The organism is Paenibacillus sp. FJAT-26967 (genome assembly GCF_001541095.1).
Taxonomy (GTDB): domain Bacteria; phylum Bacillota; class Bacilli; order Paenibacillales; family NBRC-103111; genus Paenibacillus_F.
Genome location: NZ_LMXH01000001.1, coordinates 2,020,140 through 2,044,446, shown reverse-complemented (window position 1 = coordinate 2,044,446; position 24,307 = coordinate 2,020,140). Strand labels below are relative to the sequence as shown.

The window sequence follows — 24,307 nt, the reverse complement described above, 5'->3', positions numbered from 1 at the left end:
GTTATTCATTACTGTTCACAAGAATTTGGCTTACATAGCAAGAGCTCGCCGGACCGGTTCCAAATCAATTGATTTTCTTACGGTATCGACCAGAACCTGAGGATGGATTTCTCCTTGCAGGACGGGAAAACGCCCTAACACCCGGTGACCGCTGATGTGTTCGATTAACTCCACATTCGTTGCAACGCTGGGATCCTGGTCCAATCCGTCCCCGGTCCCGTCATTCATAATAACGCCAATGACCGGGATCTTACGCTGTTGAAGAAAAAAGGCGGTCAGCGCCGTATGATTTACGGTACCCATGCCTGAACGGGCTACGATCAAGGCTGGCAGCCCCAGCTCCAAGATCAGATCAGCCGTGAGACAATCCTCCGTGAGCGGAACCGCCGCACCGCCGGCACCCTCGACAATCAGTGTCTCGTACCCGCGGGCGGCTGTTTTTCCGGCGGACACCAAATCTTTCAGCGTAACCGATATGTTAGCCTGTCTCGCAGCGATAAGAGGAGCCAGCGGCGCAGCGAACGAGAACAGCGCCACGGTCTCGGGGCGTTCCGGGATTCCCGTATAGCGCAGCAGGCGCTCCGCATCAGTCGCTCCGCTGCCCAGCTGCGCCCCTGACTGTACGGGCTTCCATATGCCGGCATGTATTCCTTCAGCCCGCAGGGCTGCAGCAAGAGCGGCTGTCACGATGGTTTTTCCGACGCCAGTGTCCGTACCCGTAATAAATAATCCGCTGAATATATTCATTGCGCAGGAGCACCTTCCGTTATTTCAACTATGGAACGGATCAAAATATGGATCATCGCGTCCAATTCCTCTTCGGTGCTGGCAAGCGGAGGCATGAAGACCACTACGTTGCCCAGAGGCCTTGTCAGCATGCCAAGTTCTCTTGCACGCTGGCTCACACGCACACCGACGCGCTCTGACCATCCGAAAGGCGTCCGGGTCCGTTTATCCTGCACCAGCTCAATTCCGATCATGAATCCCAGCTGGCGAACTTCGCCCACATAGGGGCGCCCTGCTAACGATTCCAGCTTTTTCCGGATGAATACAGCCTTTCCTCTCCCCTCCTCTATAAGATTCCTCTTCTGCATCAGCTCCAGGCTGGCAAGTGCTGCAGCGCAGCCCAGCGGATTACCTGTAAATGAATGACCGTGGAAAAATGTTTTCTGCTCTTCATACTCGGCATAGAAGGCATCGAATACTTCCCCTGTAGCAAGCGTCGCGGCTACCGGCAAATAACCGCCAGTCAATCCTTTGCCGATGACCAGCAGATCCGGAGACACCTGCTCGTGGTCGCAGGCGAACATCTCGCCCGTCCGGCCGAAGCCCGTAGCCACTTCATCGGCGATCAGCAGTACGCCATACTTGCGGCACAGCGAAGCGATCTCACGCAAGCACCCCGGCGGCATGAGGATGATCCCTCCTGCACCCTGCACCATGGGCTCTACGATCAGGGCCGCGATTTCATCCGCCCTTTCCTCCAGCACATCGCGGAGTGCATCCAGTGTATCCTTCATCGCAGCAGCCGCGCCGCCCTCGTGGCGGTATGCGTAAGGATACGGGATCGTATGCGCCGGGAAGAGCATGGGCCGGAATACATCGTGATACAGAGGAATTGCGCCGACGCTTACCGCACCAATCGTATCTCCGTGATAAGCCTGATTCATCGTAATGAATCCTTTTTTAGAAGGCTGACCCCGGTTATACCAATATTGAAAAGCCATTTTGATCGCGATCTCGACACCCGTCGCACCCGAATCCGAATAGAAGACTTTGGTCAGTCCTGCGGGCGCAATTTGCGCCAGCTTCGCGGCAAGCTCGATCGCAGGAACATTGGCCATACCGAGCAGTGTCGAATGGGCAACACGCCCCAATTGGTCTGTGATCGCTTGATTCATCTCGGGCACATTATGCCCATGCACATTCAGCCATACGGACGAGAATCCGTCATAGTAAGCGCGGCCCTGGACATCGTACAGCATCACACCTTCGCCTCGTTCGATAATAAGGGGGTCGGAGTTGTTGTAATCTTTCATTTGTGTAAAAGGATGCCATACATGCGCTTTATTCATGTCGGCGAGTCTTTCATAACGCGAGAACACGGGGTATCACCATCCTTTATTTATTGTTAACCTAATTTTAAATATAAAGTTGACAATAGAGCAGTGCTATTCTATCAGACGATGATCTCCCCTGTAAAGAGACTCCTGCCCTATCATTTAAATCAGAGGCGGAAGCGAAAATACATTCAGACCCGTTAATAGACTTGTTACATTGTCTTTGGGGACCTGTGATCAGGTCTGCGGATAAGACAAAAAAGACACCTCAATGGGTGCCTTCAACCGCTTATTAGCCATTCATGGTACTGCTTTTTTTATACCCAAATTTATGCCATTAATCATTAATAGCATTAATTAATTAATTGGATCATTCATACTATATAAGAAGACCTTTCGCGTGTAACAGGCCAAAATTTTTCGATTAACTGAATTCTTGCGTTTGCCTCATCCTCCAATTTATAAATAAGACTGGCTCTTGTCAGATTCTATAGTACGGGCTGGAAAATTAACCACGCACATCCGTCACTTTAGCTATTAACCGGTAGCTCCCTCTCAGCGCTTCATAGCCTAATCGGCGATTGATTCGTAAGATAGGCTCGTTCAGGGAATCGTTGTCCGTACGAAGATAAGCCGCATGACGCTCTTTGGCAAGGAGGATTGCTTTCATTTTCAGTCCCAACGCAATTTTACGTCCACGGTAAGCTCTGGCGACACTTGTATATTCGTGATACATCCCATTCGTTAACGGATTGTACAGTACATTGGACACTCCTACGTGTTTGCCGTCATGCACAGCAAGAAGGACCTGTTCAGGAGAATAGCCCTCTGCCATCAAATACCATTTCCTCCATTGATCAAAAACAGGGACTTCTCCCGTATACCCGGGTATATCTTTCAGCGTCTCTTCATAGAGACGGTACAATTTCTGCTCGCCCTCTTCATCCGGTTCTTCCGCCAGTGTTATAAACCGGATCCCGTCCTGAGCTAGCTTATCGAACAGTTCATGGTCGAATGCACTATCCGGATCTACCTTGTTCAAGGTAAGCACGGATTGGAAAGCATGCCGCTCGATTGCAAATCCGGTGCGTTTGGCAAAATGGAGTGATTCCGGACTATCATCCCAAATTTCGGTTACCAATGTATCCGCCCCCACCTTCTCTCCCCAACCCGCTGCATGCTGCAGAAGCAATTGCCCTATTCCTTGCCTGCGGTAATCTTCTGCGACGATGAGAGTGTTATTCAGATAGCCCGGTTCCGTCCAAGGTGCCCGCCATGAGTTTATGTACCCCACGATCTCATCCTGCTCCGTTACCGCTACTTTCCGAGTACGATCATACCCGGCGAGAAGTCCATTCTCGTCGAGGTATGTATGTCCTACTTCGTAAAGCTTTGAATCGTCCTCCCTCAGTCTCTCCGCCGTGGTCGGCTCTGACCCGTGCGTATTAAGAAGTTCTGCCAAAGCTGTGTAATCTTCAGGCAATCGTAAATCTCTTAGTAAAATGGACATCGGCTACCTCTTTTCCCAATAGTTAAATAAATCATGTTTCTATCATTATTCCATTAAGTCCCTGATTTTGGTATGGAGAGTATCCGTATAATCAAAAAACAGCAAACAGGCTGATCACCGTACGGATGTTCAACCTTGGCTTGCCGGGCTATTTATCTATTTGTAAGACCACCGTATCTTATACAAGCTCTTGGTCCCCGTCCCTTAATAATCGGCAGACTATGGCACTCTGTTCGTCTCCCGATTAGTAAGCTGGATATTCTGATCCCAATACGAGTTATCCCTACAAACAGGATTTACATAGGATGCAGAAGAATACGGCTGAGGCGGGTAGCTGCGTTCATAGCCATAGTTCGGACTCGGAATACCTGCATGGGGAGACGCGGGTGCGCGGTAGATCTGCTGCTGTGAAGAGGGCCTAACTTGTTGTGTGTAGGAGACAGGATACCCGGAAGAAGAAGGATAAACGGATGACTGGGTGTATCGTTGGCCTCTCTGAGAGGAATTGAAGGTGGAATCGGATCCGGGGTTATCCTCTCGGTATTCTCTCCCGCTGCGGGGCTGCTTGTGACAGCTGTCAAGCGGGCCGATCGCGACTGTTGTTGTAATAGGCGCAATCGCTTCCTTCCACTTCTTTTCATCCAGGCAATATGTTTGCGCCATTACATGAGCAGGAGTAAGCCTGAGAATATCCGAGCCGAAGATAACCTCCGGTATAGGCGCGTCAAAGATCGCAACCAGGTGTGTGTTATTTTCAGCTGCTTCTTCATAATGCCACCAGCCTTGCGGTATATTGGCCACCTGACCGGGCTTTATAGGAATGCTGGATAGTTTGTTCGTGAACGGATTAATAAAAGATACAACAGCCGTTCCGGATACACAGTACACCAGCTCGGATGCATTCTGATGGTAATGCGGCTCTACATAATGCCCCTGACTTAAATAAATATCGAGTATGGAGGCATTGCCTATGGTGTTGAGCTGTCTATAGCCAAGCAGATTGATATAATTTTGGTTGTTCGTTTTGAATGCGGTATTCTTAGGTAAATCATAAAAAAACTGGAGATCAGGTGAAGTGTAATCCATGTATGAAATTGCCATGCCCATCTACCCCTTTCTCATAATATCGGCAAATTATCCGATTAAAGGTCCCGGACCGGCTCATCTTGCAGCAAGGAGAGCCAGTCAGCAACTGTCCTCGCACTCCATCACAGCGGGCAGTCCGGCCCTATTGTGAATCATCCGCACCTTCCCCTAAAGTATGGAAGCCTCTAACTATTTATGACCTCAAAGTTTTTCTCTTCCGCGAAAAGGGAACCCCGTCCCTTCCATTTACGAATGACACGCCAAAAAAACGACTGCTCCCGCAGCCGCTTTTTTTAAGAAATGTTCTATTTCCTGAGCTCTAGCCGCTTGATCGTCTGATCCGCTGCAGAGACGAATACGATTGAACCGTCATAAACACCAACATGAGAAGCCTGACCTGCAATGGACACCTTGTGACTGCCTGATGCATCCAGCAGCTTAACCCCGTATTCCCCGTCTTCTGCTGTTTGAACAATTATCGTATCCTTATCAGCCTGCACGCTTTCCAGTTGTTCCCAAACAACAACAATATCTTCAGTATCGGCAGCAGCTTTGTACAGCCGGTAGTGGCCCTCTTCACTTCTCACGGTATAATACACATTGCCTCCGACCTCTTCATACCAATTGGCAGTGGGTTTATCCGATATCTGTTGTTCGTCAGATCCATCGAGATTAGAAGTGTATAAGAAATGATCTTCCTCTTTTACATAATACAGCTTATCACGGAGCACTTTAAAATGCTCCACCGGGAATGTCGTGATTTCGGACGTTACATTTGTTCTAAGATTGATCCTGTGAATCCGGTTTAACTTGCCGCCGCTTTGAGCAGGATACGTAGACGCCAGGATATAAATATCGTCATTTACGATGGCGGTCGAATGGTCCGGAGCTAAGCTTTGACTGCTGCCGCTTGAAATATGCCATCCGTAGATAAGTTCCGGATCTCCTAAGCTGCTCTTGGCGGTATCATCCAATCCTTCCGGTACCAGTGATAAATTATTGCCTCTCGGCGGAACGGACTGATGAATAAGCAGCGAGCCGCCAGCCGCTTTTTTAAAATCGAGATATCCCCGGTGCTTCACTTCTCCCTTGCCATCTGCATTCACTTTGCCATATACATCGGACCCCATAAGGGCCCCACCGACATGATAGGAGAACCACAGTTCGCCATTTTCTACCCGGAATCTCACGTTGCTGTTCAACCCGTAAGCGGTATCCCCTTCATACTCATATACAAGTTCTTTATGTGAAACCGCATTCTCCGGTGCTCTATAAATTTGAATCGTACGATCGTTAACTTCAGTATAATAATAATAGCCTTTATACAGCGCAACCTGGTTGTGAGCAGCGGCCGCCGGAAGGTTCACGGTTCGCAGCGGTGGATTATCCGAAGTTATGGCAAGGCCTCTGGAGTTGTCCCACTTATAATCCCATCCGAACTCTTCGTGCGCAAACTTCCAGGTAAGCGGAAAGTAAGTGACATTATTGAAGCTTAACAGCGGATATTCCTCCTTAGAGTTATTCACCTTACTTCCATTGATCGTAATGACCGATGCAGGGACTGTTGCCTTGTAAGTGTTATCGTTCTTTACTTTCTTTGTGTAAGATCTGTAGGAAGAAGTGACATCGCTTTTAACGATATTCAGGCCATCTGCCGGCGACCAGCGCGCTTCCAGTCCGAGCAGTCTCGAATCGTACCACGTCATGGGGAAATAAGTGATGTCTTTATACACGAGGAGCGGATACTCCCGATATTGATTGTCTACGATATTGCCATTCAAAGTAACCGTGAAATTCGGCAGAGTCACCGTAACATCCGGTTCATCGGCCGCGTCTGCTATAGGCATAGTTACCGTACTTATGCTGCATACACTGACAACAGTCAACAAAAAACGTTTCATTCCCATATCATTCATCCTCTCTTTATTGAGCCGTTTGCAGCGATCTGATTTTACAGACGTCCACAGTAAAGGAAAAGTTATGGATGATATTCAAAAATTTTCCACAAGGAATAAAGACTATCATCCAATCCTACTAATTTATTCGTCATAGGATAGAGTATGTCATACAAAAAGGAGATGAATGGACATGCCTTATTCTACCGGAACGATTACAAATACTAGAGCAGTAGGCACTGCATCCTCTAACGTTGTTATGAATGTAAGAAATCTGGACACCGTCAATCCTGTGACGATCACTGTTGAAATCTTCGCATCCGTCAATTCTACGACATTCTATACGGCGTATCTGACTACGTATGTGGTTCCTGCAAACGCTTATGACGTAAGAGAGTTTTTTATTGCCGGAAACGTTGCCTATGAAGTTCAAATCAATCCCGTTTCGACGGTCGCGCCCAGTGTGCTGCTTTCCGTCTTTGGGATTGACGGATCGGGAAATCTCGTCACGGATCAACGCATTCTGCAATCTGAACTTAGTTTTATAAACTCTCTTAGCCCAATTATGTAAGTAAACGATCGCTCGACTCTACAAAACCCCGGCAGCGCTTGCCGGGTTTTGCTAGTAAAGGAGTGCTTGCTATACATATAGAGTTGAAGTCGTGATGATAAATGAGATAAAGTTACAGTAATCTTATTCTAAAATGAACCCGAATGGAGTGTTTATCAAATGGACTCTCAAGAAAAACAAAATACCGATCTTCCCGCAGGGCTGTCCAAGCCGGCGCTGCGTGCCCTCCGGGGGGCTGGATTGTCGACACTGGAGCAGTTCAGCAAGATGACGGAAGCCGAAGTGCTGCAGCTGCATGGCATGGGTCCCAAAGGGATAGAGCTGATCCGCCTCGCACTCGCCGATAAAGGGAAGTCATTTGCAGAACGCTCTTAAGATTTCCTGTTACGAATGCTCGGATGCAATCATTTAAGCTCACAGCGTATAGAGCAGCATCTGACAGAGCTGGAGAGGACATTCGATGCTGCTGTAAAAGCGGCCAAGACAACGTTTTTCTTCAGCACCGATATTACTCCGGCAGCACGGCGGATAGCAATCGGAGGAAGCCGCGAGCTCATTCGGGCCGGCTGCCACCGCGAAGCCGTATTTTGGATCGTCGCGACTTTTGCCCGCTGCCATAAGATTCTGGAGACAGACTCCCCCGCCCGGTCTTCAGGAATCTCTCATCCCGGCATTTCATGCTATTCTGGCGGACCTTGGCATTACTTTTACCGGAAGACATTCACCGCCGAGCCGAGGAAGTCAGGCAATTGTTGCCTATACTCCGGCACACTACCGGGGCAATCATAAAGAATAATCCGGATATAAAGTCTAACGGTTATTCGCAGTATAAAAAAGATGACCTCTGAATGATCAGAAGTCATCTCGTACCGCTTAAGCAAGCATTAATTAAGGAATTACTTTCCAGACATCAGAAGTCGCGCTTGGCGTTTGACCTTGTGTCCACCATTTCGCTTCATAGTTTACACCGTTGTGAGTCACTTTGCTTCCGCCTACGTAAGCAGTAGAAGCGTTCCAAGCCGGGAATGTTGCAGGAGCTGCGGGAGTCGTAACGTTAGTAACGTTGCTTGCAGCGGATACATTACCAGCAGCGTCAACCGCTTTTACCGTAAAGGCATAAGCTGTATTCGCAGTCAGGCCCGTAACGTTGTAACTCAGGGTGGAGCCGGAAACTGTAGCTACCAGCGTATTACCGTTGAATACTTGGTAACCTGTTACCCCTACGTTATCTGTGGACGCATTCCACATCAGAGGAATCGTTGTGGAAGTGCTGGTACCCATAACATGAAGGCCTGTAGGAGCCGATGGCGCTTGAGTATCAGGACCTGACACGTTCAGAGTCGTGAAGGAAACCGCGTTGCTTGCAGCAGATACGTTCCCTGCAGCATCTACTGCTTTTACCGTGATATTGTAAGCAGTATTGGAAGTAAGGCCTGTCAAGTTGTAGCTGAGGGCTCCAGTCGTGGAACCGATTTGCGTCGAACCGTTGAAGATCCGGTAGCCGGTTACACCTACATTGTCTGTGGAAGCGGACCAGGAGACCGTTGCGCTTGTCGCAGCAACATTGGATGCCGCAGCACCAGCCGGTGCTGTAGGGGCCGAACTGTCTACGTTGCCGCTATTGCCACCGAAGTTAACATCGATAACGTTGTAGAACGCATTGCCGGTATCCGAAATTTCCCATACAGCCAGGATAACTTGGTATCCGGATCTAGCCGGAACGTTACAAGTGTCAGAGTAAGAACCGGAAGGCTTACCCTTGTATGGCACGTTACAGAAAGGAGTCAGATCGAACGATGCACGAGTAAGCGGCGCATTCGGGTTCCAATCCTGCTTCGTGATGTAATATTTCCAGCTTGCAGTAGCATGAGGAACTTTCAAAGTCCAGTTGAACGTAGTCGATCCCGGACTGATGTTTACCTTGGTCCAGCGAGTTGCCGATTGCTCATCCAGTTGGGAGAACAGGCCGTTAGCGCTTGCAATTTTACCGTCAGCCGGTCCGGCTGCAGGGAATCCTTTAGCTGCTTCAAGGCTGTAAGGCTCGTAAATAATAAGTCCGCAGTTCTTATTCGTACCTTTGGCACAAAGGTCAGCACGGCTGGAAGGGTTATTGATGTAGCCGTGAGCAGAAGCTTTATCACCGAATACGAGAAGCATCGCGAGGGTCAGCACCAGCATCATGCCGCCTGCGACAACCATTTTGAAAAGACCTGAATTAGATGAACGTAATGTTGTCACTATAAATTTCCTCCTTATAATGGTAGAATAGGTAATAAGGTATATTGTGTATCAGCTTGGCTGAAATTTCCAAGCATCCCCTCCTTCTATGAAATTCTGATCCAGCAATTAAATTAGTACTTGTATAGCGAAAGGTTATCCTCCTCCTTTAGCCATCCTCTTATATAAACTCGCTATGGAGCTTATACCTACATCCGGAAAATAAAAGAAAGCGATTTCAAAAACAAAAAAGAAATAAAAACTACGGCCCAAGCGAGTGCGACAAGAAACACATTTCATATTATACCTCAAATTACATATTATACAATATTAAATCCGTTTCATTTTTTTGAATTTTTCCTCCACTGCTTTTCACCCGCTTACCAATCCTGACAAAAAAACACGGATCGTAAGACCCGTGCACAGCTGAACGCTATCCTAAATTCACTTTGAATCAACAATGGTGTCCAGCAGCAGTATAACGGCCAAGGTAAGGAAGATTAGTCCTCGATAATTATACGTTCGAGTTTTAGATTAACTGCATTAGCAATAGTATCGCCAACCGGGCACTTACTTTCGAGGAATTGGACGAACTTCTCTACCTTCTCTCTCGGAGAATCGGTTTTGATCCGGAATGTATAACGGATATCCGAGTAGCCCGGACGAACTTCGGATCTATCAAAGAATCCGTCCAGATCAAGATCGCCTTCTACGTCGACTTGGAAGTCATCCAGCTTAACCTCAAACTTAGGCGCATAAACACGCGCCACGATTGACTGACAGGCACCTAGTGAAGCGAGAAGAACTTCAACCGGATTCATTCCGGTATCCGTGCCTCCGAGACTTGCCGGTTCATCTATCGTGATCTCGAAATTTCTCGAACGGGTTTTGACTTGCACACCGTTTTGTAAATGGGCAGATGCCCTGAAAGTCTGAATAGCAGCCATAATATCTTCTCCCCTTATGCAGCTTCTCCGCTTGATAATTATAATACCAACTTACCCTATAAGAATTATTGCTATTATAAACTCCACCTGCTTCACTGTCAATTGCCCTCAATTCTTATCCCGGTTTGAATGTTTTACTGGGGCCGTACCCATTTGGCACCCTTCCACGTTTGAATATAATACCAGGTCTCTCCATTGGGTGATTCCCAAACACGAGAAGCAGTCACGGTTTGCGGCGTGAATGCAAGCCCGTCGTTGACTGTGGACTGATTCACATAAGGGATATCCAGAGCTACGGAGGTCTCTGTCAATTCAATATGGGTCGTAATTTGCTTCACACCAAGCTTGGCATCATTCCGGAGATCTCCTGTCAGTTTAGAGGAAACTGCCTTAGCCGGATTAATCCATTTGCCCGAACCCTCCGATAATACGAAGTACCAATCGTCTCTTTTGCCAAGTGCATGAACGGTTTGCTGCGGCTGCTCTATAGAAGATTTATCGGCATAATCAAAGGGAACGGAATAATAGTGAAAGGGTACAGGCATATTTAATTCAAGATCGACCTGCTCTACTCCTTCAAATCCAAGCCCTCCGGAAGTGCCTAAACCAATCCATCTAAGTCCCTTCGGAGTCTCGATCTGATACCAGACACTCGGTGGCACCATGCGCACCAGCTGTACATGTTTTGAAACAGGCTTCACTACTTGTGGAGTCACTTTGGGTTCATCGATCAAAGGTTTTTCGAAAGGCAGCTGATATACTTCGCTTTCTTCTGCAATAGCAATCATTCCCTCGACCGGATTCCCGGTATATTTCTCCGCATAGTGATAAGGACGAATCCATTTGTCTCCGAGCCAAGAAGTCCGGATGAGATACCACTTATCTTCCGAGTAACAGGGTGTGTATGGATCACAAGCACCGATGGAGGCAATAGCCTGAACCTTCTGCGGGGAAAGTCCATAAGGAGTCATCTTCATGGGTGAATCATAAATGGAAGTCGTCTGCTCCAGCAGCGTTATCGTCTGTTCCTTTACCTCTAGCTCTCCATACTTATAAGCGCCTTCTTTTAGATTAATCCAGGCATCGCCGAGCCATGTTACGACCTTGACCTTGTCCATTGCCGTAATACCTAGCAGCTGGTTTCTCTCGATCGGAGCTAATCGGACCGATTGTAAAGAACTAAGCGCCCCGATAGCCTCTGAGGGTCTTGTTGTGCTGCTGGAATACAAAGTAAATTCATCCAGCAGGGTAATAGCCGGCATCTCGCTTGGTAAAGCGAGTTCTTGACGTGCCTGTGCCTGAGTGGGCCGCGTCGTGCCAAGCACCACCATTCCTGCCACTAACAGCAAGGTGATCCATTTCTTCATGTTTATTCCTCCCCTTTGTCAAGTTAGACGTAAGCTTGTCCGTAAAGTTACCGAACCTTGGAAAAATAAAAACCGCGCACCGCACGGGTTTGAAGAGATGAAGTGACTTGCTCTGCTGCTCCTGTTACCGGCTTAGCTGAGAAGGAGTAACCTGCTGGATCTGGATGAGAATATCAAACAAGCTTCCCAGCGGTATATCTACTGTACTTGGAATATCCGGACCGACTGCAGTAACTCCTGCGAAGAAAGAATGCGGTTGCTCCAGCCAACTTTTCGTTAAACCGTCTGCCTTACGCAAATCGACAAAAAATAACTCCTTCTGGACCTGTCCTAGCGTATCGTTAATGCTGTCCGGATTCGATTGAATGGTACCGTGAGGTCCAAAATCATTCTGGCTGTTAAAAGCGTTATACTTGCCCTGATACACGGACGTTCCGATCGTAACATACTTCTCTCGGTAATATTCTGCCAAATGTTGTCCCGATACTTTAGGGTAAACAAAGGGAATCAAGTTTTCTTTAGAAATGTGACCGTTGTGAGCCCATACAATGGTTTTGCCCAAATTCTCTTGAGTCCATTTAGCGTTCTCATACATGGCGATATCGTGTTTAAGATAGAATTCGGAAGGCTGTTCAGACAAAACAGCCGCCATTGTGGTAAATTGCTCTATGATCCGGACGCTTTGCAGAATCCACTGAAATTCGTTAGCCTGTCCTTCCAGATCATTTTTATTTTGTTCGAGTATCATTCTGATCTCTTGTGCCTCGGTAATCAGCCGGTCTTTGTCTTCTTTGGGAAGACTGCTGAACAAGCCGATATCCTTCGTGAACGGAAGAAGTGCTTTCGTCTTTTCAGTTACAGAAAGCAGCAGATCGGGTCTATGTAAACACATGTAGTCCGTTATCTTGTTATAGACAGATTCATCGACCTGCTGGATATCCATTCCAATGATACGTACTTTCGCTTCATGCTCGGGATCGGCATTGTAAAAGCGGACCCATTCCAGCATATCCGTAACTTCCCTGGTGTTAAAGACGGGATTGAGAAACTCACTTGGATTTCCTTCACCCGTCAGAACATAATGATCCAACCGCAGCGCGCTGTCCCAATTCTCTTCTAATACCAGATTGGTAAAACCCATTTCAGATACCAGGAATTCAACAAAACGATGCTTCACTTTAAAAATTTCTCGCGTTCCATGAGCCGCTTCGCCGAGTCCTACAATTGGCGCTGAACCGATCATTTCCCGAAGCGGTTCCAAATCTTTCAAAGAGGAACGACACTCGAGCGTCTGTAAAACATGAGCATTTTTCTCCATCCATTTAACGGGCATTTGGGTATCCTCCTGTGGAATCAGACTCAATAAATTCGAGCTGTCTGGTTTAGCCTGAAATGTAACTTGTGCTGAACATCCCCAGAAACTTTAATGTAAACCAAGTTCGTTTGTGACCAGTATGACAAAATCGATGTCATATGAACAAGTTAGCTTTTGTCATAACTTAGGGCGATGATACCCGCGGCATTGTATATGTGACTACTTGTCCGTGCATATCAGCATTTCATGACTAATGCTAAATCACAGAACAACAAAAAAAAGGCTGTCCCCGGGGGAACAGCCTTTTCACTGCTGGTTAATGCTCGAATTCAAGCTTAGTTTCTTGTTCTCCATCCTTACGGTCCCGCTCAATACGCTTGTTCCCTACCAGGAAAGAAACGATAATTCCCGCAGCAACGAAGATCAGTCCTGTTAAAGCTACCGTCGAAAAGGCTTGTGTCCAAGCGCTCTGAATGAAGTGTATCACCTGCTTCTTGAGCTCATCCGGCAGAGGGAATTTATCCGGGTATACCATCACACTGTACAAGTCGATATCATTGGCTTGAATACCGCGAATAGCCTCAACGACTGCACCGTTGCCCTGGGCCTGTTCTGCGGCAGCTTGTGTATCTACATTCGAACGTAAAGTGTTGTTCATGACGACGCTCAGTACTGTTACACCGATAGTTCCCCCGATTGAGCGGAAAAACGTCGAAGCCGATGTTACCGTACCTAACCGGTCTTTGGAAAATTCATTCTGAACGGCAATCATGAGCGTCGGCATAACTAAGCCCATCCCAAGACCCAGAATAACCATATAGAGATAGACCATCCACATGGAAGTGTCCAGACCCATGGTGCTGATCAAATAAAATCCTGCCGTGGTAATAATCATACCGCCGGCCAGTACACTCCGGTAAGGCATCCGGAGCAGTAATTGACCTCCGAGTACGCTTGAGACAATTAAAGCGATCATCATCGGCGTCATCGTTGATCCCGCCTTTGTCGGGGATACGCCCATAATCCCCTGCATAAACAAAGGCACGAACATAATGGCGCCGAACATGCCGAGTCCGAGCAGGAAGCCTAATGCGTTTGTAGTCGTAAATACCCGATTACGGAACAAGGACAGATCCAGAACAGGTTCCCTGGCTTTGGTCTCCGCATAGAGGAAAACGATTGTAAAAAACAAGGCGCCGCCAAAAATTAAATAACTCGTTGCAGAGTTCCATTCGAATTGATCGCCGCCAAACGTCAGTCCGTACAGGAACAAAATCAGAGCGGGCACTAAGGTGAAAATCCCGAGATAATCGATTTCAACGCGCTCCGTATGTTTAACGAACTCGTTCTTCATGCCCATAAAGATCATAACGGCACTCAAAATACCAAAGGGCACGTTCATAAGGAAGATCCAGTGCCAGCTGACCGCATCGACGATTACACCGCCGATGAACGGACCGATGACCGAGCTCAATCCGAAGATCGCTCCGAACACGCCCTGCCACTTAGCCCGCTGCTCCGCGGTGAAGATGTCGCCGATAATGGTCTGCGATAGCGGCATAAGCATGCCTCCGCCGATTCCTTGAAGCGCCCGGTATGCGACGAGCATTTCCATGGATTCGGCTGTCGCGCACAAAGCGGAGCCCGCTGCGAAAATAATAGCCCCGATTAAATAAAGCAGTCTTCTTCCGTACAAGTCGGACAGCTTACCCACGATTGGCACGACAACGGTCGAAGTGATCATGTATGCCGTCGTTACCCAAGCAAAAATCTCGAATCCCTGAAGCTCCGAAATAATGGTCGGCATAGCCGTACCCACAATTGTCTGTTCCAGCGCACTGAAAAACATTCCCATAATGAGGCCGAACAGCACTAAATTCTTATTAATCCCTTTCTCTTTCGCTTCCACAACTAACCTCCATCTCAATTTGACCCTTCGGTCAAAATTTGTGTTACAATAAACAACGCGGACAGCTTTAACCTTTAAGTATTAGCATAAAAATCATTATATCCATATTTGACTAAGTGGTCAAACAAATTTGGGAAGGTGGATATGACATGGATAAGAAGACGCTTATCTTGCAAAGCGCAATGGAGCAATTCGCAGAGAGAGGCTACCATCATGCAACGATTCAAGACATTGCGGATGCGGCGGGTATAGCCAAAGGCGGCATCTATTTTTATTTTAAATCCAAGGAAGAATTACTCTATGCGGTATTTCTTCATTATCATGAACAGTTGTTCAACAATATATCGATTGCGGCTGAGCGTTACGCCTCTAACCCTAAAGAAGGACTCCATCAGCAAATCATGGTTCAATTCAATGAACTCATGTCCAATTCCAGTGTCTTGAAAATTTTTTCCCAGGGTCAGATTGATATCAGTGAGGAAATAAAAAAACTCTCGATGACGATGAGAACGAAGTTCTACGTCTGCTTCCGGGATCAAATTATCCAAGTTTACGGCCCTGACATCGAGCCGCACGCTTTTGATCTCTCAGTAGTATTACTTGCGCTCATCCGTGAATACATGGGCTTCGTCGTTCTCGACAATGTCCAATTCCTGCCCAGAGATGTGGCCGAATATATCGTCGCACGGCTGGATGACTCCGTTCACGGTATTGTCAGCTCCAAGAAAGAGCCTATGCTGACAACAACGATCATGAAGTCGATTTTTCCCGAGGTTTCTATTACGGAGGGTACATATGCGGTCCGCCGATTGTACATGGCAGTCGATAATTTAATCCGTGCAGTTGAGGGCAGTCAATTAGAGGACGAGAAGCGGTCTTCTGTTCAGCAGATTCTGGAGGTCCTGCAGGAAGAAGCAGCGAAATCTCTCCCCCGGCCGATCGTACTCCAAGGCATGCTTGCGCTTTTGCAGGGGACGGTACCGGACGACCAGTATCCCCAAATCTCAGAGATCAACAAAATTATTTCAGAACTCATCTGAGCGGCCTTCCGTCAATTCACTGCCAGGACTGCTGATATGGCCGTTAGCAGAACGATGCACCTATCGCAGTCATTTGATCAGCAAAGTCCTCATGCCCAGATTTACAGCGACTTCTTCTCCAAGAGATATGATGGCTATGGATCGGGAGAGTAGAAGTGCTGTAATGATACCGATTATGGCAAAGGGAATAAAGAGCCAGATAAGATCAGGCTCCAGTTGATGAAGCCGTGAGTTGTGCCAGAAACTGATATTTTGCGCGGCCGATACACAGCTCAGAAAAGTTCCGATCACTGTACCGACAACCGCCATATGTACAGGTATCAGACCGTTAGGAAGCAGGGAGTCCAGTCCGAATACAATCGCGACGCCTACAGCCGAACCTTTACGGAATAGATTATCACGGATATACGAAAAGCCACAGGATGTAATCATCCCTGTGACTGGCTTATTGAGCGGCTGCTATGGATGACCCTGCTTCCATTATGGGCGGGACCCTACATCCGGATTTTCAGAACCGTCTGCAGGCAGCCTGTTGGTCCGGTTATGTTCCAGAGCTTCTTTGACGGCCTGCAGATACCCATACCCGAAATCTTGATCGGGCTCCAGATACGCTCCCTCTGCCCATTCATTCCAGGCATTAATGAAAAGGAAGTCACTCCTGTAAGCTTCTCTCGCTCTTGAGATCTGCTTGGACAAATACCAGCTGAACTTTTGCGGATTCATTCCGATGGAGCTTTGTCCTTCCGCTTTTTTACGGGGAGTATTATCCCAGTTGACAAAGGCCCCCGGGTAGACCTGCTCTCCATTTCTATGAGGGGTCCGCTCCAGAATGTTTGTCCACACCCTGTCATAGTCAACGACCAGATGCATATGGCCTTTGACCGGTATTTGGAGCCAGGGTTGGTTCATGCTTCCATGTGCAAATGTATAATGCGGCTCAAACTCAACACTGGCATCGAATCCTTGCTGCTCACCAAGCGGGAACCCTCCCAGCGTCCGTACGAGGTGCAGTCCCTCTAATCCATTCTGCAGGGCTAACTTGCGCCAGAAGAGCAGCATCTCTTCGCACCTCGGAATACTTGCAGGTCTGTAGATGAGAAACACCGGTTTGCCTTCTACGCGAATATAACGCTTATCCTTGAAGGCGTCCAAAAGTGAATCGAAATGGGCCTTCCAATCCTCTTCATCTCCATAATCCTGGGGCATCAGCACATCGGATTCCATGCCGTCCCATCTGCGAGTCCAAGGTTCATTGGCCCACGACAAACAAAAGGGGAAATCGGGATCGCGGCTGTTAAGAATTTCTTGAAACGGTCTTTCCAGAAGCCGCTTCCCCTTAAACCAATAATGATAGTAGCAGAAACCGTAAATCCCGTAGTTCCGGGCTGTTTCAGCCTGCCACAGCCTGGCATCCGGATCGGTCAAATCATAGTAATAATGGTTCAAGGGTATTTTAGGCTGCTTATGATGACGGTATAAAGATACCGCTTTTTTGACATTCGTCCACTCGGTAAAGCCTTTCCCCCACCAACGGTCATTTTCTTCAATAACATGAAACTGGGGCAGTAAAAAGGCAATGAGCTTCAATTCCTATCCCTCCTTCATTATAGGAGCGATCGCCGGCTAGTCATGCTGCAGGCGGCTTAGTTAAACACGATATCCAGTAATTGCATTCCTTTTTGCAGATAAGAATGATTATACTTGTTGTTCGCCAATGCCCTCGAAGCGGCCAATCGCCTTTGGTCAATATTCGTTGCATAATAGGCGAACTTGTCTGAAAGCTCTTCCGGTGTATCGAAAGATTCTAATTCCCCCGTCAGAATGTGCGGATTTATTTCAGGATGCCGCTGAATAAGCTGGAACGCGCCGCATGCCGAAATTTCTAACATTTGGTGTAACGATGAGCTGGTATTAATGACTATCTTCGCTCCGTTGTAGTAATCGGCCAAATCTTCCTCAGATGAAATGGGGAGCAAAAATTGTGCTGACTCCCATCCGTTACCATACACTCTTACTTTTTTGTCTGATAAAACCCCAGAGTGAACAAAGGAATATAAATTCCCGTGGGAACTGGCATCGCCGACAATAAGCACATCAGATAAAAAGCCGCTATCGACTTGTTTGGGGAAAAATACATCGGTATTTACGGCAAAAGGAACATCATAACATTGTTTACAGCGTAAAGACCGATAGGCGGAAACATTAGCGGGATTCTGCGTCAGAACGTAGTCAAATAATGGAGCTAACTGCAGCTCCACACTGGACAATCCTTCTTTATCGGACATCCACACCGCTTTTTTGACAGGAGAAGTCCGCAGCAAAGCCTCGTGCTCAGGAGGAAGAGTCTCCTCTCCGCCAATAACCAGGATAAGGTCTACATCATTCTGGGATAGGCTGTCGGACAGATTATGCGCATACTTGATGGCACGCACCTGTTTAACAAGATGACGCAGCTGTTCTTCCAGTGCAATTTCATTCGGTGCGTTTTTTGTTTTTATAGTGGGAACCAGCAGTAAAATGTTCAGATCCTTATAAATCACCTTTTTCTTATTGAAGTCCTGATCGTGAAGATCCCGCAGCAGAAGCAAGCCATGCTTCATACTGGTCTGATAGGCAGACATGGTAAGCTTAACCGGCTTCAATTCTTTGTTTAGCGTTTTTTTCACCTGATTGACAATCCATTTATTAGGGGTCTTCGTATAGAGGTGCTTTTTTTTTGAGTTATTCTTTTTCATGTCACTCCTCTTTTCTGAATAAATGTCCGGATAATTCGCAGTGTCCTACCCTACAATATGCACAGGCACTTTGTTTTGATTTAGGGTGTTCAACCATAATTGATAGGCAGATTGATATGAAAATGATAGGATGGGGAATTTAGACTCCGTCATTACCGGAAATGTGTGAAGAAAGGATAACCAATTAGTAGTTGTCCTCATAGAATAAGGTAGACTAATTGAAAGAGAAGGTGATAGATTTGCCTACATTTGATAGCGTACAGGTTACGGGAAGCCAAACCATTGGACAGGATTTGCAGGTTGGCGGCAGCCAGACGATCGGGACACATCTGAATGTCACAGGCAGCCAGACAATCGGGACACATTTGAATGTCTCGGGCAGTCAAACGATTGCAGGGAGCTTGCAGGTCAACGGCAGTGAAGCGATTCTGAATCATTTAGGGGTAGGAGGTACCGTGACAGCCGGAGACAGCATAAGAGCCGCCTTACAATTGGCTGCGACGAATCAGGCTGCGCTTCCTGCATCCATTCCCAGCGTTCAGCAGGTGAGATATTATAATCCGGGCGCGGCCAATCAGCCTGGATTAGTCCTAACCGGAACGGACGGGCTGACATATGTTCTATTCGTCGATGTCAGCAGCGGAACACCGAATCTAGCTATACAGAGAGCTTAATAGGATTAAGAATCGTGACTCGTACGAATCACGCGCGCATCCCATACAATACAACAAGACCCGCTGGAGTAATATCCATGGGTCTTGTTGCGTTTCTTCATTAGATGACATGAGAGCCGATTACTTCACTAAGCCGATCTCGATCGTCTTGCCGTCTACTGCATCGAACTCCACCGTTGTCGTTGCTGAATTCGAGCTGATTACACGGGCTTCGCTGCTGGCATTCTTAAGATGCCACACTCCGTTTAAAGTCACCGTATCTTTCTTCAGAATACTCGGCTTAAGCACATCCGCTGCCGGTATCGCCTGGTTCGGATACTTCGGCAGACGCAGATCGGGATCGGAAACGCTGAGGACAACCTCACTCGCGCTGATGTCCTCAATCATCACCGTGACCGGATCACTGCTGCCTCTCAGCAAGCCTTGAGTAACAGGTATACTACTGTTAAAGATGGCATACCCTGTAATCTGTCTGCCAGGCTCCGTATTCTGAACGATATGAGCATTGCTATTCTTTTGCAGAACCGTATACTGCGTATTGGCCGCAAAATCCGCCGTACCTTGCGCTCCTGCTCCGACTTTAATGGCATACTCATAACCGGATGCAGCCGGAGCCGTTCCGTGATTGATATAAGCTGTCGTGTAATTCCCGGATGTATCGGCGGCTCCCGAACTATTTTTAGAATTCTGAACACCCCGCGCAATGACAGTACCTGCAGGGCTGGGCAGCACATATCCGTTACCGTACGGGTCGACAAGCCAAGCCTTGGATGTCCCGGTTATCGTATTGTTATAGGTCGGACTGACGATCGGGGTCGTAGAGTTGAACCAGAAGGGTACCGAGCTGCTAGACATATAGGACTGGAACAGAATGGTTTCGGTAGCATGCGCAGAATCCGAGTTCTGGATATCGGAACCCAAGCTCACAATTTTATCTCCGAAAAAAAAGACCGATTTGTTCGCTCTGAAGCTGGTGTCATACACGGGGTCATGAAGCTTCATAGCGAACAGACCGTATTGATTACGGTGAGACACGCCTCCAACGAACGTGCTGTCCGTAAAGGAGCGGGTCGGCCCGCCTTCAGGCAGGGCAAGCTCCGCCAGAGACAGGTGTTTCACCGTCGTACCGGGCCAGCGGCTCCAATCCCAGCCTGCTCCTACATTGATTCCGCTCTCGGTAATACCAGCTGCCGGTCCGTTCTTAATGATCTGGAGATTGCCGTAATTCTGGTATCTGCCATATAGATTCTCGGACAAATTCTCCGTTGTCTGCGGGTCAAATTTATTAGAGGCTTCAAAATCCCAAGCATACTGGCTCCACCCCTTCAACCCTACCAGCCGGTCGTTAATCCGGTTTACAGCCATCGCTCCGTAAGGTTTCACCCAGAATCCTTGCGGGTTCGCTTTGGGACTGTAACCCGCTTGCGACAGCGTAACAGCAAGCTGCAAACCTCCCAGCGTATCCAGATAAGAGACGCCGTAGGTGTCTGCTGAAGGGAATAGTTCATTCTGCAGCAAACTCGACTGCGGGTCCCACAATCTCATGAAGGTGGAGGCCAGTTCACTGTCTACGGGAGATTTGGCTTGAGCCAGATAAGCATATGCGGGCAGCATATTCGTAATCGCCCGGGTCTGTCCGGGGAATCGCCCCGTCGCTCCGATCGGCATGTCATACAGGTTCGACACCTGCTCGATGGTCAGCAGTCCTTTCTTAATATTGTTAAAGGAAGACTCGGACAGTGCAAAAGGGGTCCCGTTCAAGAAATAAGCGATGAGTGATGCGGCATGAAGCGCATCCGGTCCGTAAGCATTTAAATACACGCCTCTATGATGAAACAGCGTACCATCCGGCTTGATCGTTCCCGCATATCCGGGGGCCGTTTGCAGCGCTTGTTCATACATGCCGGTCAGTCCTTTCATGTACTGGACTTTCTTCGGTGTATGATCCATACCGAGCACGTAGAGAAGATCGTACAGGAACTTCGTTCGGAATTCATCCGGAGTCGTTTCCTCATAAACAGAGTTATCGAAGGTCTTGCCGAAATTAGAATACCAGAAGCTCGTTCTCGACTCTCTCTCGTAAATCCCCGCTGCTTTCAGCTCATTTCTCATCAAATAAACTGTATGAAAGTATCCGTTGTTTTTATTCATTTCATGATCCTGAGTGCCCAGAGCGCTCCCTTCCGCCCAGCCTTGGTCATTCATATAATCAAGCACATCAATCACTTTTTGTTTGCTGGCGGCATTGCCGTTGATCTTGTAGTCGAATACGAGAGGCAGAAGTACCCGTTTACTTACATCCTCCCCGAATTTTCTTAAATGGGGATCGCGGCTTGCATACAGCGCAGCGCCTGTGACCGATCCATCCGGATGTCTGGCAATATTCAGTGAATCATACTCAGCGAGCCCAGCTGTAATGAATGTCTGAAGCGAATTGTATCTCGTCTGAAGCGGCCCGCTGAGAGAGGCATATTGGAGAGCGTCTCCATATACCCACTTCTCGTATTTACTTGCAATCGCATCGAATGAAGCGATTTGCTGCGGAGTAATGGCAGATTCGAGCGGGATCGTCGGCTGCTGCTGACTGTAATGGTAGACGTTGTCCCAAGTACTTGCGCCCACGTCGATACCCGGCTTGGGCATTTGATAATCAGCCGTTCGCGCCTTAATCATCGAAGGCGAGAACTCCAGATTATCCAGGTACAGACTGCCCGACGGCACAGAAGCAGGCGGAACGATCTGCATCACCTCGAGCGCATTGCTTTGACTTTTGGTATAAGCAGGGTTGTTCCCTTCTTCTCTGAATTTAACCCAAATAGCCCGCCACCCTTTAAAATTCAAATTAGCGCTGAATGTGTAATGATAAACTCCCGTATTAATTTCACTGATTTTACCGAAATTGAACGTGATTTTGTCATTCACCGGAGTCTCGTTATAAATCCATAATTTCATCCCTCCATTCTTGACGTTCGCCGCTGCCAAATTAGCCGGCTGAGTATCACGCAGCTTGGATCCGTTCGACCAAGTCCAGAGCAAAGAGCGCTGTCCGTGTTTGTAATGCTTACTGGATACGGCGGCCGTCCCCCCATTCTCTGTACTCCAGCCGGCTGGCACCGATGCGGATTCGAATGACTCGGTCTGAGAGTAATCATCAGCGGCAAGCGATTTGTCCGGGCTGAAATTCCAGCCGGCACTCAAGATCGCGACTGCAATCAGAAGACTTACATATTTTTTCCATTTGGTGATAAGGCTTCGTTTCATGTCTCCTTCACTCCTTTATCCATTTCATGATTAGACCTTACGATGTATATAAAAAAGACTCTTCCCCCAAAGAAAACGCCGTGCGTTTTTTCGGAAAAAAGAGCCTCTAGTAACCCAGTCGGCTTAACATGCCTGCATACTCAATCTGCTTCGATCATCTGTAATCCGCGTCCAAATAATCCTGATCGGGATTCCAGTTCGGGAATGTAAAGTCATTCCTGCTTACATCCGAACCGCCGGATTTCAGTTTGTTAATGGCATCGTCCAAGCCTTTGTTCGCTTTATCATTATAAGCCCGGAGTGCTCCGGTCCAATCTTTCTGGGCTCCGGTCAAAGCAGCCTGGAGAATTTCCCCGTAAGACGGTTTGATCTTCGGCTGGGATAGAGCGCCTAACTCTACGATGACCTTGGCCGTTTGGGGATTTTTGACCGCATAGTTCGGACGCTCATGCAGCAGCTCCTTGTGAAGCTGGACGAACTGGCCGAATTCCGGATACGGATACAGCGACTTGTTGCTGTTAATGCTTTCTATCGGGGTCAGAGCCACGCCCCGGTTCAAATATTTCTCATAGAATAGCGGGGACGCAAAGCCGTTCTCGATAAACTCCCCGACTTCCTTGGGGTGCTTTGTGTTTGCGGAAATCAGATACCCGGTCCCGCTAGCCCTTGTAAATGTATAACCGGGTTTACTGCCGTCCGGCGTCGGAACTGCGGCTAATCCGAAATTGGCTTCGGGTGTATCCCGTTTAATAATCCACATACGCGCACGTCCTTCAATGAAGAAGGCCGCCTTCGCTTGTCCGAACAGGACGGTAGCCTCGGCCAGTTTCATCGTATAGGAAGACGGCAATATACTTCCGTCTGTTTTCAACTGATTTAAGAATTCGAAGGAGTCCAGTGAAGCTTTGGAATTGAACGCATACATACCTGTTTTATAATTAAAACGTGAAGAACCATCGCCCACTTCTTCCTTGTTCAAACCTGCTGCCAGTCCATCCACGATTTTGGTAATGCCCGACGCTGTTGCGCTCTCCCCTCCACTGAAAACAAGGCCGTATACATCGCCTTTCCCCTTCTCTGTTACTGTTCGGGCCATGCTGCGCAGCTCTTCCCATGTTGTGGGCGGCTTATCGGGGTCCAGGCCCGCATTCTTCAGAACATCTTTATTGTAGTAAAGGATTGACGTCAACGCGGGTCCTGTGACCGGCCAGGAGTAGGTTTTCCCGTCAATGACATTGACGCCTTCCTGGAACGATCCTTGAGCAAACTGCTTCTTCCAATTGTCTGATACAAGTCCGTCATATGGCAGAGCCCAGCCTTGCGCTACAACGGTCTGCACATCGGTGTTTTGCGGTGTAACGAACACATCGGGCAGCTCGTTTGAGGTGGCCGCTGCTTGAATAGCTGTATGATACTCCGCCCATGGCATGTACTTGGCCTCGATTCGGACTTTGCCCTTGTTCTTGACGTTGTACTCTTTCACCATTCTCTGTCCCGGACTCTCCTCCCCTTTCAGAAAATCATCTCCGCCCCATAATCTAAGGACGATCTCCTTGCCCTCGCTCTGCGCTTCCTGCTGCTTCCCTTCCGCACCCGTTCCCTCTTCCGCCAATCCTGAGCAGCCGCTCAGCATAATAGCTGCACTTAGGGTAATCGCTCCGGTACTCCATAACTTATTCAACAAGGTAGCCTCCTCTTGTATCTATCCGATCCCGCCTAA

18 protein-coding genes and 1 pseudogene are annotated in these 24,307 nt (G+C 48.0%); 4 read left to right on the top strand and 15 right to left on the bottom strand.

Going from position 1 to position 24,307, the window contains the following annotated elements:
* Positions 1–30: 30 nt before the first annotated feature.
* From bioD to AR333_RS09070, 5 genes and pseudogenes are all read right to left on the bottom strand, one after another.
* Positions 31–747: a dethiobiotin synthase gene (gene bioD / locus AR333_RS09090; protein ID WP_068774934.1), complete on the bottom strand. Its 717-nt coding sequence runs from the start codon at positions 745–747 to the stop codon at positions 31–33.
* A complete protein-coding gene (bioA, locus tag AR333_RS09085) occupies positions 744–2,075 on the bottom strand; it encodes an adenosylmethionine--8-amino-7-oxononanoate transaminase (RefSeq protein WP_216638969.1) in 1,332 nt (443 codons plus the stop codon). Before bioA ends, bioD begins: the two co-directional genes overlap by 4 nt.
* 493 nt (positions 2,076–2,568) lie before the next feature.
* Positions 2,569–3,570 carry a GNAT family N-acetyltransferase gene (locus tag AR333_RS09080; RefSeq protein ID WP_084783545.1) on the bottom strand — a complete coding sequence of 334 codons (1,002 nt, stop codon included), beginning with the start codon at positions 3,568–3,570 and terminating at the stop codon, positions 2,569–2,571.
* A gap of 564 nt (positions 3,571–4,134) precedes the next feature.
* Positions 4,135–4,671: pseudogene (locus tag AR333_RS25350) on the bottom strand (cupin domain-containing protein); the annotation flags it as partial.
* Positions 4,672–4,961: 290 nt separating this feature from the next.
* Positions 4,962–6,557: a DUF5050 domain-containing protein gene (locus AR333_RS09070; protein ID WP_172798810.1), complete on the bottom strand. Its 1,596-nt coding sequence runs from the start codon at positions 6,555–6,557 to the stop codon at positions 4,962–4,964.
* Positions 6,558–6,744: 187 nt separating this feature from the next.
* On the opposite strand from AR333_RS09070, the gene AR333_RS09065 reads away from it, so the two are divergent.
* Both AR333_RS09065 and AR333_RS09060 read left to right on the top strand, forming a co-directional pair.
* A complete protein-coding gene (locus tag AR333_RS09065; protein WP_068774930.1) occupies positions 6,745–7,122 on the top strand; it encodes a hypothetical protein in 378 nt (125 codons plus the stop codon).
* Positions 7,123–7,281: 159 nt separating this feature from the next.
* A complete protein-coding gene (locus AR333_RS09060; protein WP_068774929.1) occupies positions 7,282–7,497 on the top strand; it encodes a DNA-binding protein in 216 nt (71 codons plus the stop codon).
* 513 nt (positions 7,498–8,010) lie between these two features.
* On the opposite strand, the gene AR333_RS09050 is transcribed toward AR333_RS09060, so the two are convergent.
* The 5 genes from AR333_RS09050 to AR333_RS09030 form a co-directional block, all read right to left on the bottom strand.
* Positions 8,011–9,321 (bottom strand): lytic polysaccharide monooxygenase, encoded by a 1,311-nt coding sequence (locus tag AR333_RS09050; RefSeq protein WP_068775189.1) that lies wholly within the window; start codon positions 9,319–9,321, stop codon positions 8,011–8,013.
* A 518-nt stretch (positions 9,322–9,839) separates the two neighbouring features.
* Positions 9,840–10,286: an OsmC family protein gene (locus AR333_RS09045; RefSeq protein ID WP_068774927.1), complete on the bottom strand. Its 447-nt coding sequence runs from the start codon at positions 10,284–10,286 to the stop codon at positions 9,840–9,842.
* Between the two features lie 134 nt (positions 10,287–10,420).
* On the bottom strand, positions 10,421–11,653 hold the full coding sequence (locus AR333_RS09040; protein WP_068774926.1) for a hypothetical protein: 1,233 nt from the start codon (positions 11,651–11,653) through the stop codon (positions 10,421–10,423).
* A gap of 124 nt (positions 11,654–11,777) precedes the next feature.
* Positions 11,778–12,986 carry an erythromycin esterase family protein gene (locus AR333_RS09035; RefSeq protein ID WP_068774925.1) on the bottom strand — a complete coding sequence of 403 codons (1,209 nt, stop codon included), beginning with the start codon at positions 12,984–12,986 and terminating at the stop codon, positions 11,778–11,780.
* A 298-nt stretch (positions 12,987–13,284) separates the two neighbouring features.
* The gene (locus AR333_RS09030) at positions 13,285–14,877 is read right to left on the bottom strand and encodes an MDR family MFS transporter (protein ID WP_084783542.1); all 1,593 of its coding nucleotides are present in this window, start codon (positions 14,875–14,877) and stop codon (positions 13,285–13,287) included.
* A 149-nt stretch (positions 14,878–15,026) separates the two neighbouring features.
* On the opposite strand from AR333_RS09030, the gene AR333_RS09025 reads away from it, so the two are divergent.
* Positions 15,027–15,917: a TetR/AcrR family transcriptional regulator gene (locus AR333_RS09025; protein ID WP_068774924.1), complete on the top strand. Its 891-nt coding sequence runs from the start codon at positions 15,027–15,029 to the stop codon at positions 15,915–15,917.
* 69 nt (positions 15,918–15,986) lie between these two features.
* On the opposite strand, the gene AR333_RS09020 is transcribed toward AR333_RS09025, so the two are convergent.
* Genes AR333_RS09020 through AR333_RS09010 form a run of 3 tightly spaced genes read right to left on the bottom strand, consistent with a single transcriptional unit; the run spans position 15,987 to position 18,652 of the window.
* A complete protein-coding gene (locus AR333_RS09020; RefSeq protein WP_068774923.1) occupies positions 15,987–16,349 on the bottom strand; it encodes an iron chelate uptake ABC transporter family permease subunit in 363 nt (120 codons plus the stop codon).
* Positions 16,350–16,397: 48 nt separating this feature from the next.
* Positions 16,398–17,504 carry a glycoside hydrolase family 99-like domain-containing protein gene (locus tag AR333_RS09015; protein ID WP_068774922.1) on the bottom strand — a complete coding sequence of 369 codons (1,107 nt, stop codon included), beginning with the start codon at positions 17,502–17,504 and terminating at the stop codon, positions 16,398–16,400.
* Positions 17,505–17,560: 56 nt separating this feature from the next.
* Positions 17,561–18,652 (bottom strand): glycosyltransferase, encoded by a 1,092-nt coding sequence (locus tag AR333_RS09010; protein ID WP_068774921.1) that lies wholly within the window; start codon positions 18,650–18,652, stop codon positions 17,561–17,563.
* A 230-nt stretch (positions 18,653–18,882) separates the two neighbouring features.
* Here AR333_RS09010 and AR333_RS09005 point away from each other — a divergent pair, with 230 nt between their 5' ends.
* Positions 18,883–19,326: a hypothetical protein gene (locus AR333_RS09005; RefSeq protein WP_253735796.1), complete on the top strand. Its 444-nt coding sequence runs from the start codon at positions 18,883–18,885 to the stop codon at positions 19,324–19,326.
* A 120-nt stretch (positions 19,327–19,446) separates the two neighbouring features.
* On the opposite strand, the gene AR333_RS09000 is transcribed toward AR333_RS09005, so the two are convergent.
* Positions 19,447–22,587 carry a chondroitinase family polysaccharide lyase gene (locus AR333_RS09000; RefSeq protein WP_068774919.1) on the bottom strand — a complete coding sequence of 1,047 codons (3,141 nt, stop codon included), beginning with the start codon at positions 22,585–22,587 and terminating at the stop codon, positions 19,447–19,449.
* Between the two features lie 154 nt (positions 22,588–22,741).
* Positions 22,742–24,268, bottom strand: coding sequence for an ABC transporter substrate-binding protein (locus tag AR333_RS08995; RefSeq protein ID WP_253735754.1), 1,527 nt, complete (start codon positions 24,266–24,268; stop codon positions 22,742–22,744).
* Positions 24,269–24,307 lie beyond the last annotated feature (39 nt).